General features: G+C 34.4%; 14 protein-coding genes. 13 read left to right on the top strand and 1 reads right to left on the bottom strand.

Annotated features, from left to right (window positions below):
- Window positions 1-167 precede the first annotated feature (167 nt).
- The 13 genes from hemA to APR43_RS17270 all read left to right on the top strand — a co-directional run bounded on the left by hemA (window position 168) and on the right by APR43_RS17270 (window position 10,651).
- Window positions 168-1,418 carry a glutamyl-tRNA reductase gene (gene hemA / locus APR43_RS17210; protein ID WP_053473174.1) on the top strand — a complete coding sequence of 417 codons (1,251 nt, stop codon included), beginning with the start codon at window positions 168-170 and terminating at the stop codon, window positions 1,416-1,418.
- A gap of 147 nt (window positions 1,419-1,565) precedes the next feature.
- Complete coding sequence (locus APR43_RS17215; protein WP_053473142.1) at window positions 1,566-1,970, top strand: GxxExxY protein; 405 nt, start codon at window positions 1,566-1,568, stop codon at window positions 1,968-1,970.
- 100 nt (window positions 1,971-2,070) lie between these two features.
- Window positions 2,071-2,997 carry a hydroxymethylbilane synthase gene (hemC, locus tag APR43_RS17220; protein ID WP_053473143.1) on the top strand — a complete coding sequence of 309 codons (927 nt, stop codon included), beginning with the start codon at window positions 2,071-2,073 and terminating at the stop codon, window positions 2,995-2,997.
- Window positions 2,997-3,662: a uroporphyrinogen-III synthase gene (locus APR43_RS17225; protein ID WP_053473144.1), complete on the top strand. Its 666-nt coding sequence runs from the start codon at window positions 2,997-2,999 to the stop codon at window positions 3,660-3,662. Before hemC ends, APR43_RS17225 begins: the two co-directional genes overlap by 1 nt.
- Window positions 3,663-3,765: 103 nt before the next feature.
- A complete protein-coding gene (hemE, locus tag APR43_RS17230; protein WP_053473145.1) occupies window positions 3,766-4,791 on the top strand; it encodes a uroporphyrinogen decarboxylase in 1,026 nt (341 codons plus the stop codon).
- Between the two features lie 151 nt (window positions 4,792-4,942).
- Window positions 4,943-5,320 carry a hypothetical protein gene (locus APR43_RS17235; protein ID WP_053473146.1) on the top strand — a complete coding sequence of 126 codons (378 nt, stop codon included), beginning with the start codon at window positions 4,943-4,945 and terminating at the stop codon, window positions 5,318-5,320.
- A 2-nt stretch (window positions 5,321-5,322) separates the two neighbouring features.
- Entirely contained in the window at window positions 5,323-5,874 is a 552-nt protein-coding gene (locus APR43_RS17240) for a GNAT family N-acetyltransferase (RefSeq protein ID WP_053473147.1), read from the top strand.
- A complete protein-coding gene (gene hemF, locus APR43_RS17245) occupies window positions 5,864-6,766 on the top strand; it encodes an oxygen-dependent coproporphyrinogen oxidase (RefSeq protein ID WP_053473148.1) in 903 nt (300 codons plus the stop codon). The genes APR43_RS17240 and hemF overlap by 11 nt, the downstream gene beginning before the upstream one ends.
- A 2-nt stretch (window positions 6,767-6,768) precedes the next feature.
- Window positions 6,769-7,695: a DUF4421 family protein gene (locus APR43_RS17250; RefSeq protein WP_240514966.1), complete on the top strand. Its 927-nt coding sequence runs from the start codon at window positions 6,769-6,771 to the stop codon at window positions 7,693-7,695.
- Between the two features lie 23 nt (window positions 7,696-7,718).
- Complete coding sequence (locus tag APR43_RS17255) at window positions 7,719-8,615, top strand: fructose bisphosphate aldolase (protein WP_053473150.1); 897 nt, start codon at window positions 7,719-7,721, stop codon at window positions 8,613-8,615.
- 119 nt (window positions 8,616-8,734) lie between these two features.
- Window positions 8,735-9,727, top strand: coding sequence for a porphobilinogen synthase (hemB, locus tag APR43_RS17260; RefSeq protein ID WP_053473151.1), 993 nt, complete (start codon window positions 8,735-8,737; stop codon window positions 9,725-9,727).
- A 1-nt stretch (window position 9,728) separates the two neighbouring features.
- A complete protein-coding gene (locus APR43_RS17265) occupies window positions 9,729-10,130 on the top strand; it encodes a c-type cytochrome (RefSeq protein WP_053473152.1) in 402 nt (133 codons plus the stop codon).
- 71 nt (window positions 10,131-10,201) lie between these two features.
- Complete coding sequence (locus tag APR43_RS17270) at window positions 10,202-10,651, top strand: GyrI-like domain-containing protein (protein ID WP_053473153.1); 450 nt, start codon at window positions 10,202-10,204, stop codon at window positions 10,649-10,651.
- Between the two features lie 51 nt (window positions 10,652-10,702).
- Here the strand turns inward: APR43_RS17270 and APR43_RS17275 are convergent, their stop codons facing one another.
- A complete protein-coding gene (locus APR43_RS17275; RefSeq protein ID WP_053473154.1) occupies window positions 10,703-12,763 on the bottom strand; it encodes a M13 family metallopeptidase in 2,061 nt (686 codons plus the stop codon).
- Between the last annotated feature and the right edge of the window lie 38 nt (window positions 12,764-12,801).

A 12,801-nucleotide genomic window follows, 5' to 3' on the forward strand; every position in this document is an offset into this window, starting at 1 on the left:
TAAACAAATCATTTCAAACAAGTTGATTTTGCTACAAAAGTACTTCTTTTTGAATAAAATGAGACGTTTAGAATCAAAAAAACATGCAGCGATACAAAAAGTACTTTCAGCGTTACTTTTATAAACAGTATAGTAATAATTTTGTTGCACTTTATGAAAGTGAATTTATGGAAAACAATAATGTACCGAAACACCTTTATTTTTATTCAGTTGGTCTGAGTTATAAAAAAGCTGATGCAGAGGTCAGAGGTCAGTTTACTTTGGATGCCGTTGCGAAGACTCGCTTATTGGAACAAGCTAAAAACGATGGAATAGAAAGTTTACTAGTTACTTCAACCTGCAACAGAACCGAGATCTACGGTTTTGCAGAACATCCATTTCAATTAATCAAACTTATCTGCGACAACAGCAATGGTTCTGTTGATGCATTTCAAAAAGTAGGTTTCGTTTACAAAAATCAAGAAGCAATTAATCATTTGTTTCGCGTAGGAACTGGATTAGATAGTCAGATCCTGGGCGATTTTGAAATTATATCTCAAATTAAAACCAGTTTTGCTCATTCAAAATCAATGGGATTGGCCAATACTTTTATGGAAAGATTGGTGAATGCGGTAATTCAGGCAAGCAAAAGAATTAAAAATGAAACGGAGATCAGCTCTGGTGCTACTTCGGTTTCTTTTGCATCGGTACAATACATTCTTAAAAATGTTGAAGATATCAGCAACAAAAACATTTTACTTTTTGGAACTGGAAAAATTGGAAGAAACACTTGTGAGAATTTAGTAAAACATACTAAAAACGAACACATTACTTTAATTAACAGAACTAAAGATAAAGCTGAGAAACTGGCTGGAAAATTAAATCTGATTGTTAAAGATTATTCTGAATTACACTTAGAACTTCAAAATGCCGATGTTGTGGTTGTAGCAACCGGTGCGCAAAACCCAACGGTTGACAAAGCAATTTTAAATCTTAAAAAACCTTTGTTGATTTTGGATTTGTCGATTCCGAAAAATGTTCATGAAAATGTAGAAGAAATAGAAGGTGTAACTTTAATTCACATGGATTATTTGTCTCAGTTGACAGATGAAACTTTGGAAAACAGAAAATTACACATTCCGGCAGCTGAAGCAATTATCGAAGAAATCAAAGAAGAATTCGTTATCTGGATGAAAGGCCGAAAATTTGCGCCAACGATTAATGCTTTAAAAGAAAAACTAAACGCCATTAAAGTTTCGGAATTAGATTTTCAAAGCAAAAAAATCGCTGATTTTAATGAAGCACAAGCAGAAATCATCAGCAACAGAATCATTCAAAAAATTACTACTCATTTTGCAAATCATTTAAAAGACGACGATACCATGGTTGATGAAAGCATCGAATGGATCGAGAAAGTCTTCAAAATAAAAGCATCTTAAATTTAATTTTACCATTAAGATATTAAGGTAATTAAGATTAAATGCAGAAATAGAAACCATTAAATTTTTAAGATAGATTAAGCTTTGCGTATGTACAAAGCAAAACTTAACTTTCTTAATATATTAGGTCAAAAATAAAAAAGTTCTATGACAAAAAAAGAGGTTACTCAATTAGCTTATGAAATTACAGGTTTTGCTATAAAAGTGCATAAAGCTTTGGGACCTGGACTTTTAGAAAGCATTTATGAACAATGCCTCAAATACGAATTAGAACAAAACGGATATGATGTTAAACAACAATTAGTTGTTAAAATAGATTATTACGACCTTGAATTAGAGTCTGATTTAAGAATTGATTTACTTGTAAATGATTGTGTTGTTGTAGAATTAAAAGCAATAGAAAATTTATTGCCCATTCACGAAGCACAATTATTAACATACATGAAATTATTACAAAGACCTCAAGGACTATTGATAAATTTCAACACAACAAACATTACAAAATCAATGAAACCACTTGTGAATGATCATTTCGCAAGACTAATGGATTAAATAAATTTGAACCATTAAGATATTAAAAAAGTTAAGTTTAATGTTCTTTGACAAAGAAAGGCTTAATTACCTTAATATCTTAATGGTAAAAAAATAAAAAATGGCTGAAAAAACAATCAGAATTGGAACGCGCGATAGCGAATTAGCACTTTGGCAGGCACATACTGTCGAGAAAAAACTAAATGATTTAGGTTATAAAACTTCGATTGTTGCTGTTAAATCTCAAGGTGATATTATTTTGGACAAACCGCTTTACGAACTCGGTATTACCGGAATTTTTACTAAAACGCTGGACATTGCCATGATCAATGGTGATATTGATATTGCGGTGCATTCCATGAAAGATGTTCCAACGGCTTTGCCAAAAGGAATTGTTCAGGCGGCAGTTTTACCAAGAGCAAATGTTCTGGATATTTTGGTTCATAAAGGAAATCCTGATTTTGATAATAAACAAAGTATTATTGCAACTGGAAGTTTACGTCGTCAGGCGCAATGGTTTAACAAATACCCAAATCATACTGTAGTTGATTTACGTGGAAATGTGAATACACGCATGCAAAAACTAAAAGACAATGATTGGGATGGAGCTGTTTTTGCCGCTGCAGGTTTAGAGCGAATTAACTTAAAACCAGAAAACTACATTAATTTAGACTGGATGATTCCTGCGCCGGCACAAGGAGCAATGCTTGTTGTAGCAATGGAAAATGACAATTATACGCTTGATGCGCTTTCGCAGTTAAATGATATTGAAACTGAAATCTGCACTTATATCGAACGTCAGTTTTTAAGAACGCTGGAAGGTGGATGTACTGCCCCAATTGGAGCTTTGGTAACATATAATGAAGACGAAGATACTTTACATTTTCAAGGTGTTTTACTTTCGATTGACGGAAAGCAAAAATTGGAAATTAATAAAACCGTTGATATTTCAGAATGGAAAAAGTTAGGTTTTCACTCTGCGCAGGAGATTTTAAACAATGGCGGAACAGAATTAATGCAGAAGATTAAAGAATCCCTGAAAAAATAATGGCAAAATCAACTCAGATATTATCTACGAAAATATTATCTCCTCTTCAAAAACAAGAGTTGACAAAAGCTGGCATCGAAGTAATCGAAGCCGATTTCATTAAAACCGAAAACAAACCTTTCGAACTTAAAAACCTCAACGAAAGTCTGATTTTTACAAGTCAAAATGCCGTTCACAGCGTTTTATCAAATCCAAAATCAGAAGAACTTAAAAGTAAAAACGTGTATTGCGTTGGCTTAAAAACAAAAATCCTTTTATCTGAAAATGGTTTTAATGTTGTGGCTTATACGGGTTATGCTTCAGATTTAGCAGAAATTATCACTTTGATTTACCGTAATGAAAGCTATACTTTTTTCAGTGGAAACCTGAGAAGAGATACTTTACCAAATGCTTTAAAAGATGCTGAGGTAAAATTTAATGAAATTCAGGTTTATGATACGTCATTGACACCTCAGAAAATAAAAAATACAGTTGATGGAATTTTATTTTTCAGTCCTTCTGGCGTTGAAAGTTATTTGAAAGATAATACTATCAAGAAAGAAACCTGCTTTTGTATTGGAGAAACCACCGCAGAAGCTTTACATAAAATTACAAAAAACATCATCATTGCAGATCAGCCAACGGTTGAAGACGTAATTGAAGATGTTTTGTCTGAATATAAGTAACAAACGAGATTTCCTGCAAGGTTTCCAAAACTTTGTAGGTATATATTAATCAACAACAATACCTACAAAGTTTTGGAAACCTTGCAGGATAAACAAATAAGAGATGTTAAAAAACGACCTATTTTTAAAAGCATTAAAAGGAGAAACTGTTCAACGTCCGCCAGTATGGATGATGCGTCAAGCCGGAAGATATTTACCGGAATTTATAGAATTGCGTGATAAATACGATTTCTTCACACGTTGTCAAACTCCTGAATTAGCTGCAGAAATTACAGTTCAGCCAATTCGCAGAATTGCTCCGGATGCTGCTATTTTATTCTCGGATATTTTAGTTGTGCCGCAAGCAATGGGAATTGAAGTTTTAATGAAAGAAAATATTGGTCCGTTTGTTCCAAATCCGATTCGTTCTATGGCAGATGTTCACAGGGTTTACGTTCCGGATATTCAGGAAAGTCTTGGTTATGTAATGGATGCCATTAAATTGACTAAAGAAATGCTGAATGACGAAGTACCGTTAATTGGTTTCGCTGGTTCGCCTTGGACAATTTTATGTTATGCTGTTGAAGGAAGAGGTTCTAAAAGTTTTGATATGGCAAAAGGATTCTGCTTTTCAAATCCGGCTGCTGCGCATACATTACTACAAAAAATTACAGACACCACGATTTTATACTTAAAAGAAAAAGTAAAAGCAGGAGTTAATGCTGTTCAAATTTTTGATTCTTGGGGAGGAATGCTTTCTCCTGTTGATTATCAGGAATTTTCTTGGAAATATATCAACCAAATCGTTGAAGCTTTAGCAGATGTTGCTCCGGTTATTGTTTTCGGAAAAGGATGCTGGTTCGCTCTTGGCGAAATGGGTAAAAGCCGTGCTTCTGCTCTTGGTGTAGACTGGACTTGTTCGGCTAGAAATGCTCGTTATTTGTCTGGTGGAAACATTACTTTACAAGGAAATTTTGATCCGTCAAGATTGCTTTCTCCAATTCCAACAATCAAAAAAATGGTTCATGAAATGATCGATGAGTTCGGAAAAGATAAATATATCGTAAATTTAGGTCACGGAATTTTACCAAACATACCTGTAGATCACGCAAAAGCGTTTATTGACGCGGTTAAGGAATACGGACAATAGTTTTCAGTCGCAGTTTTTAGTATTCAGTTTTTGAATTAAATATTTATAAAACTATATAAAGTTCCGAAGGAACGATTCATATTGTAGCCCCGGATTTCAATCCGGGGTTTGCAAATAATATCAAATCATTTAGATTTAGAAAAACATAAATATGTTAAACAAAGGTTTAAGAGACGAAGAAAAAATCAGAATTGATAACGTCCTCAAGACGTTACGAACACTCATTTTTGTACCTTATACTTTGAGTCATTTACAAAAATTAGATATCGAAAATCAATTAAAAGAGTTTGGATTAAATATTCAAACATTAATCGATTACTCCAATGAAGAATTAATCACCTTATTAACCCGTCTTCATTTTGACTGGGAACAATTAGAACAATTTGGTGATATTTTAATAGAATTCTCAAAAGAAGAAAACTATAATTTTAATGATAAAGCTTTAGCTCTTTATCAATATATCCAACAAGAAAGCAAAGTTTTTTCATTTGGAATCAACGCTAAAATTGCTTCTCTAAAAAACAAATAGAAATGAGTTTTACAGATTGGAAAACAGACCGAATTGAAAATATTCTTCCTGAAGAGTTTTACAAACTAATTGACAAGAATAAAAATCACATTGGACAAACTTTTCCTGTAACTCTGGCTAATTCTGATTCTCTTGAAAAAACACAGGATTTTATATCTGTCAGCTTGGATAAAGAGAAAAATAATGAGGGATACTATTTTTATGCACGAGACATAAAAACGAATAATCTTATTGGTTATTTATGTGTAAAAACAATTGATTACCGCATTTCAAAATGTGAATTAGGTTATTTTATTGATGAAGATTTTCAAGGAAAAGGAATCACATCCAAAATGGTTTCTGATGCACTTGCCTTTTGTTTCAATGAATTGAAAATGAATAAAGTTTTTATCTGTACATCAGAAATCAATCTGGCGAGTCAGCAAATTGCATTAAAGCATAATTTTAAACAAGAAGGAATTTTAAGGGACGAGTTTAGAAATGGAAATGGCGAATTGCAAAACACCGTTTATTTCGGATTACTTAAAGCAGAATACAATCAACATGAAAGATAAATTTTACGCATACATACAACAATTACAAGACCAAATCTGTGCTGGATTAGAAGCTGTCGACGGAACGGCAAAGTTTCGGGAAGATCTTTGGAAACGTCCTGAAGGCGGCGGCGGAAGAACGCGTGTTATTGAAAACGGTGCTGTTTTTGAAAAAGGCGGTGTAAATATTTCTGCTGTTCACGGAAAACTTCCTGAAACCATGCAAAAAATGTTTGGCGTAGGCGAAGCTGATTTCTTTGCCTGCGGATTAAGTTTAGTTATTCATCCCCAAAATCCGATGACGCCAACGGTACATGCAAATTGGCGTTATTTTGAAATGTACGATGAGTCTGGAAATGTAATTGAGCAATGGTTTGGCGGCGGGCAAGATTTAACGCCTTATTATTTGTTTGAAGAAGATGCAGAACACTTTCATCAAACTTGTAAAACGGCTTGCGACAAACACAATGCGGAGTTTTATCCGAAATATAAAAAACAATGCGATTCGTATTTCTGGAATGCACACCGAAATGAAGCCCGCGGAATTGGCGGTTTATTCTTTGATTATTGCAAAGCAAATGAACAAATGTCGATGGAAAACTGGTACAACTTTGTAACCGAAGTCGGCAATAGTTTCCTTGAAGCTTATGTGCCAATTGTGGAAAGAAGAAAAAATTTAGCATATACTTCAGAAAACAAAACCTGGCAGGAAATACGCAGAGGCCGTTATGTCGAGTTCAATTTGGTTCATGATAAAGGAACTTTATTCGGCTTAAAAACAAACGGAAGAATTGAAAGTATTTTGATGAGTCTTCCTCCGCATGTACAATGGGTTTATGATCATCATGCAGAAGCCGGAAGTGAAGAAGAAAAATTAGTAAATGTTTTAGAAAATCAGCGAGAATGGATCTAAAAATGATTTATATAACGTTTTTTGTCAGCGTTTTTGGGTGTCTTGCCCAGAATGATTCGCTGCAAAATCCGTATTTTAAATCATATAATGATAAAATTACCACCAGTATTTATTATTTAGATACTTCGAATAGTTTTCAGATTGCTTCGGATGCTCAGGAACCCAAAACATTTCTTAATCTTATTCCGAATCGAAGAGAGCAAATTGGTTTTAATCTGAATTATAAGATCATTGATATTTCGGTTGGTTTTGCTCCTAAATTTCTTTCCGGCAATAAAGGCGATTCTCATTCCAAGCATTTTAATTTTAATACCCGTTTTTACTATAAAAAATGGATGCAGTCGTTTACTTTCATCAATCAAAAAGGATTTTATGTTAGTGATGATAATGTAACGGCACAATTGCCCAAAATGCGGACTACGAAAATTGGCGGAACGACATCTTATGTTTTTAATGATAAGTTCTCTTTTAAAACATTGATAAGCCAAAACGAATGGCAGACTAAAAGTTCCGGAAGTTTTATCCCGACTTTCTCATTCTATTACACCAACATAGACTTAAATGCTCCCGACACAACACCGGGTGACATCTATGTATTTACACTGGCACCATCCTATTTTTATAATTTTGTAATTAGTGATCGTATTTTGATTGGTGCAGGAATTGCTTTGGGGGCGGGAATTAATGATGTTGACGGAGATACCTCAGCTTTATATCAGGCAGATTTAAATTTAAAACTGGCTTATAATAATGACCGTTTCTTTGGTTATGCAACCCTTAATTCGGTAAGTTTTTCTCAGGATGATAAAGTCGATCCGCGACTAAACGATAATATTGCCACTTTAAAACTTTCTTTGGGTTATCGATTTGATCCTCCAAAAGAAGTGAAAAAGGTTTATGATAAAGTAAATGATAAAATAGGTTTGTAATGTTTAATCTAAAATAAGAAATTATGGAAAAGGTAAACGTAGAACAGTTAAACCGCATGAATTCCGGAAAGGGTTTTATTGCAGCACTAGATCAAAGCGGCGGCAGCACACCAAAGGCATTATCGCAATATGGTGTTGAAGAAAGCAGTTATACAAATGACGAAGAAATGTATACGCTTGTACATGAAATGAGAACCAGAATTATTAAAAGTCCGGCTTTTGACAGCCAATATATTCTAGGTGCTATTTTGTTTGAAAACACAATGGACCGCAAAATAGACGGAGAATGGACTGCTGATTATTTGTGGAAGAGAAAAAACATAGTTCCTTTTCTAAAAGTTGACAAAGGTCTTGCTGATCTTGCAAACGGAGTTCAGTTAATGAAACCAATTTCAAATCTGGATGACTTGTTGGATCGAGCTGTAGAACGAAATGTTTTTGGTACTAAAATGCGTTCTGTTATTAAAGAAGCAAACACCGTTGGAATCCGCGAAATCGTGGAGCAGCAATTTGAAGTTGGTAAACAAATCTTTGCAAAAGGACTTATTCCAATTATAGAACCTGAAGTTGATATTTACAGCGCAGACAAAGAAAAGTCAGAAGAAATTCTAAAAGAAGAAATACAAAAACAGCTTAATGCATTAGACAAAGATGTAAAAGTGATGCTGAAATTATCTATTCCAACTGTGAATGACTTTTACAGTGAACTAATATCTGATCCGCATGTTGTACGAGTTGTTGCTCTTTCTGGAGGATATGGTCAGGAAGAAGCCAATGAAAAACTATCTCAAAACCACGGATTAATTGCCAGTTTTTCACGTGCATTGTCTGAAGGACTTTTTGCCAATCAATCTGATGCCGTGTTTAATACCAAATTAGAGAAGACCATTAAAGGAATTTATGACGCTTCGATAACATAAATTATGTCAAAAGTTTAAAGTCATAAAGTCAAAAGTATTGACATCAATTAATAAAAATAAAAAAATAAGATTGCAGAAAAATCTAAAATCTGCATTCTAAAATCTAAAATTCAAAAACAATGTTCCCATTACAAAGAAACCGCCGTTTAAGAACCAACGAATCAATTCGTTCTTTAGTTCGTGAAACTAGCTTAAGTCCACAAGATTTTATGCTTCCAATGTTTGTTGCCGAAGGAAAAGACATAAAATCTGCTATTCCGTCAATGCCTGGAATTTATCGCCATTCATTAGACAACACCATTAAAGAAGTAAAAGAAGCCTGGGATTTAGGAATTAAAGCGGTAAACATCTACGTAAAAGTAAGCGATAATTTAAAAGACAACAAAGGTACAGAAGCGTGGAATAAAGACGGTTTAATGCAGCAAACTATCCGAGCGATAAAAGATGCCGTTCCGGAAATGATTGTAATGCCAGATGTAGCATTAGATCCGTATTCTATTTATGGTCATGACGGAATTATCGAAAACGGTCAATTAATTAACGATGCAACAGTTGATGCTTTAACTCGTATGAGTTTAAGCCATGCAGAAGCTGGAGCCGATTTCGTTGCCCCAAGCGACATGATGGATGGACGTGTTTTAGCGATAAGAAAAGCATTGGAAGAAAACGGACATCATAATGTTGGAATCATGAGTTACAGTGCAAAATATGCTTCTGCATTTTATGGACCATTTCGTGATGCGTTAGATTCTGCTCCGGTTGATTCGCAAAATATTCCAAAAGATAAAAAGACGTATCAAATGGATTATGCTAACCGAATTGAAGGAATTCGTGAAGCTTTATTAGATGTTGAAGAAGGTGCAGATATTGTTATGGTAAAACCGGGAATTGCGTATTTGGATATTGTTCGTGAGGTAAAAAATGCCGTTCATGTGCCAGTTGCAGTTTACCAAGTATCTGGTGAGTACGCTATGGTAAAGGCCGCAGCGGAAAGAGGATGGTTAGACCACGACAAAATTATGATAGAGCAACTTTATTGCATTAAGCGTGCAGGTGCGAGTATTATCTCGACTTATTTTGCAAAAGAAGCTTCAATACTTTTAAATAAATAAAATGAAAAAAGTATTATTCTTATCTGCCGTTTTAGCATTTGCTTCATGCAAAAAAGAAGTTTCAGAAAGTACAGACCAAACTATAGAAGCATATTCTGAAGGAGAATCGGCGAAAGCCAAAACACCTGAAGCTTTAGGAAAAGAAATTTTTGAAGGAAGAGGAAATTGTACTTCATGCCATCAGCCGGATCAAAAAGTCATTGGGCCGAGCATTAAGGAAATTGCTAAAATCTATAAAGACAAAAAAGGTGATATTCCAACTTTCTTAAAAGGAAATGCAGATCCAATTGTTGATCCAAGTCAGTTTTCGGTAATGCAGACAAATTTTGGAGTAACCAAAGCAATGTCTGACGAAGAGTTAAAAGCAATTGAAACTTACATTTACAGTCATTTGAGTAATTAATGTTTTACTGTTGACATACAGTTGTCACTATTTGATTATAGATTTGAACTTCAAATCAAAATTTAAGTAAAATGGATATTCAAAAGTTTAACATTATTGGAATTTCAGTCAGAACCACTAACGAAAATGGGCAGTCAGGGCAGGATATTCCTGCGCTTTGGAACCAATTTTTTTCAGAAGGAATTTATGAAAAAATTGCAAATAAGTTAAGTAACGATATTATTTGTGTTTACACAGATTACGAAAAGGATCATACAAAACCTTATACAACACTTTTGGGTTTTGCAGTAGAGAATTTAGATTCAATTCCCGAAGGCTTGACTGGCAAAACAATTGAAGGTCGCCATTATGAAAAATTTACTGCCAAAGGAAATCTTGCAAATGGTGTTGTTTATGATGAATGGCTGAAGATTTGGAATTCGGGTTTAAACCGAATCTTTACTTCTGATTTTGAAGTTTATGGAGAAAAAAGCCTAGATCGTGAAAATGCAGAAGTAGACATTTTCATTGCTATTCAATAATAGAAATAAAAAAACCGCGCTGAAATCAGCGCCGTTTTCTATTTATGAGTTTTACCAGATTTTTACTCGTTTCTCTGGACTTACAAACATTTTGTCTCCATTTTTAATACCGAAAGCTTCATAAAAAGCATCAACATTTTGAATTGGAACATAAGCTCTGTACATTCCCGGCGAATGCGGATCTGTTTTTACTTGATTTTTAATCGCTTCGTCTCTAGACTTGGTTCTCCAAACGGTTGCCCAGGAAATAAAGAAACGCTGCTCTGGAGTAAATCCGTCAATTAATCCCGGATTTCCGTGCGCTTTCAAATACAATTGCAAACCATCGTAAGCAGCATTGATCCCGCCTAAGTCTCCAATATTTTCACCTAAAGTAAATTTACCATCCACATGAATTCCCGGTAACGGCTCTAAAGCGCTGTATTGATCTGCTAATTCAGAACCTAATTTGGTAAATTGCTCTAAATCCTGAGGCGTCCACCAGTCAACAAGATTTCCTTCTGCGTTATAACGCGCACCAGAATCATCAAAACCATGAGAGATTTCATGACCAATTACCGCTCCAATTCCACCGTAATTTACAGCTTCATCAGCTTGGTAATTGTAAAACGGCGGCTGTAAGATCGCAGCTGGGAATACAATTTCATTATAAGATGGATTGTAATACGCATTTACGGTTTGCGGAGACATTCCCCACTCTGTTTTATCAACCGGTTTGTTCAATTTCGCAATCCCTTTTTTGAAATTCCATATTGACAAACTTTTCGAATTCTCAAAATAACTACCGCCTTCGGCAACATTTTTAATTTGAAGTGCCGAATAATCTTTCCACTTATCAGGATAACCAACTTTTATGGTTATTTTGTTTAGTTTTTCAATAGCTTTTGCTTTTGTATCTTTAGACATCCACGTTAAATTGTTAATACGGTTTTGGTACGCCGTAATAACATTATGAATCATATCGACCGCTTTGGCTTTTGCTTCAGCAGGAAATACTTTTTCTACATACAATTTACCAAGTGCTTCACCAATTCCGCGGTTTACAACTTGCAAAGCTTTCTCTTCTCTTGGCAATTGTTTTACAGCTCCTCTTAAAGTTTTGCTGTAAAAATCAAAATTAGCCGTTTCAATATCCGTTGATAATTTTGTAGATGAAGAATTTAATAAATCCCATTTTAGGTACTCTTTCCACTGTGCTACTTTATTTTCAGTAAATACCGTTTGTAACGCTTTCATGTATTTTGGTTCGATAACCACTACAGTGTCTAATTTCGCCAAACCAATTCCAGCAAAATAAGCATCCCATTTTATAGCCGGAGTTAATTTTTGAAGTTCAGCAACCGTCATTGGGTTGTATTGCAAACGGCTATCTCTGCTTTCAACGCGGTCTAATCTTGGTTTTGACAATTCAGTTTCAAAAGCCAGAATTTCTTTAGCGCTTTGTTTTGCTTTCTCTGGAGTTTCTCCAATAAACTGTAGCATTCTCGCTACATGAAGTTCGTATTTCTCACGTTTTTCTTTAGAATCTTTATCTTCAGAAGTGTAATAATCTTTATCAGGAAGTCCTAATTGACTTACTGCAAGACTTACTGAATTTTTAGAGCTGTTTTTTTCATCGGCTCCAATGTAAATTCCGAAGAATCCAGAACCTCCTTCAGGTTCCATTTCAACCAAAAACTTTTGAAGATCTGCCACATTTTTAATGGCGTCAATCTTTTTCAAATACGGTTTTAAAGGATTAATTCCTGCTTTGTTTCTTCCAACAGTATCTAAAACGGTCAGGAATAAGTTAACAGCTTTTCCCTGATCAGTATCTGATTTATACTTTGGATTTTTTGATGCATCTTTTAAAATAGACATTACATCTTTGTCTGTCTTTTTAATCAATTCATTAAAACTTCCCCAAGTAGTACGATCGCTTGGAATTTCTGTCTGGCTTAACCAAGTTCCGTTTACATATTGGAAAAAATCCTGGCTCGGACTAATTTTGGTATTCATGTATGATACATTGATACCAGGTTCTTTTGCTGCAGTGGTTTGCGCTTCGATTGCTGTAAAAGAAAGCATTGCAGAAAAAGCACAAAACAAAGGTTTAGTAAGTTGTTTTTTCATTTATAAATGTGTTTCGAGTGTATACACAAACATATCGT

Source organism: Flavobacterium sp. NLM, from assembly GCF_002210235.1.
GTDB classification, from domain to species: Bacteria; Bacteroidota; Bacteroidia; order Flavobacteriales; family Flavobacteriaceae; genus Flavobacterium; species Flavobacterium panici.

Excerpts from the sequence above, each read along its gene's own strand:
- hemA (WP_053473174.1), top strand. The coding sequence starts at position 168 with ATGGAAAACAATAATGTACCGAAACACCTTTATTTTTATTCAGTTGGT.
- APR43_RS17215 (WP_053473142.1), top strand. The coding sequence starts at position 1,566 with ATGACAAAAAAAGAGGTTACTCAATTAGCTTATGAAATTACAGGTTTT.
- hemC (WP_053473143.1), top strand. The coding sequence starts at position 2,071 with ATGGCTGAAAAAACAATCAGAATTGGAACGCGCGATAGCGAATTAGCA.
- APR43_RS17225 (WP_053473144.1), top strand. The coding sequence starts at position 2,997 with ATGGCAAAATCAACTCAGATATTATCTACGAAAATATTATCTCCTCTT.
- hemE (WP_053473145.1), top strand. The coding sequence starts at position 3,766 with ATGTTAAAAAACGACCTATTTTTAAAAGCATTAAAAGGAGAAACTGTT.
- APR43_RS17235 (WP_053473146.1), top strand. The coding sequence starts at position 4,943 with ATGTTAAACAAAGGTTTAAGAGACGAAGAAAAAATCAGAATTGATAAC.
- APR43_RS17240 (WP_053473147.1), top strand. The coding sequence starts at position 5,323 with ATGAGTTTTACAGATTGGAAAACAGACCGAATTGAAAATATTCTTCCT.
- hemF (WP_053473148.1), top strand. The coding sequence starts at position 5,864 with ATGAAAGATAAATTTTACGCATACATACAACAATTACAAGACCAAATC.
- APR43_RS17250 (WP_240514966.1), top strand. The coding sequence starts at position 6,769 with ATGATTTATATAACGTTTTTTGTCAGCGTTTTTGGGTGTCTTGCCCAG.
- APR43_RS17255 (WP_053473150.1), top strand. The coding sequence starts at position 7,719 with ATGGAAAAGGTAAACGTAGAACAGTTAAACCGCATGAATTCCGGAAAG.
- hemB (WP_053473151.1), top strand. The coding sequence starts at position 8,735 with ATGTTCCCATTACAAAGAAACCGCCGTTTAAGAACCAACGAATCAATT.
- APR43_RS17265 (WP_053473152.1), top strand. The coding sequence starts at position 9,729 with ATGAAAAAAGTATTATTCTTATCTGCCGTTTTAGCATTTGCTTCATGC.
- APR43_RS17270 (WP_053473153.1), top strand. The coding sequence starts at position 10,202 with ATGGATATTCAAAAGTTTAACATTATTGGAATTTCAGTCAGAACCACT.
- APR43_RS17275 (WP_053473154.1), bottom strand. The coding sequence starts at position 12,763 with ATGAAAAAACAACTTACTAAACCTTTGTTTTGTGCTTTTTCTGCAATG.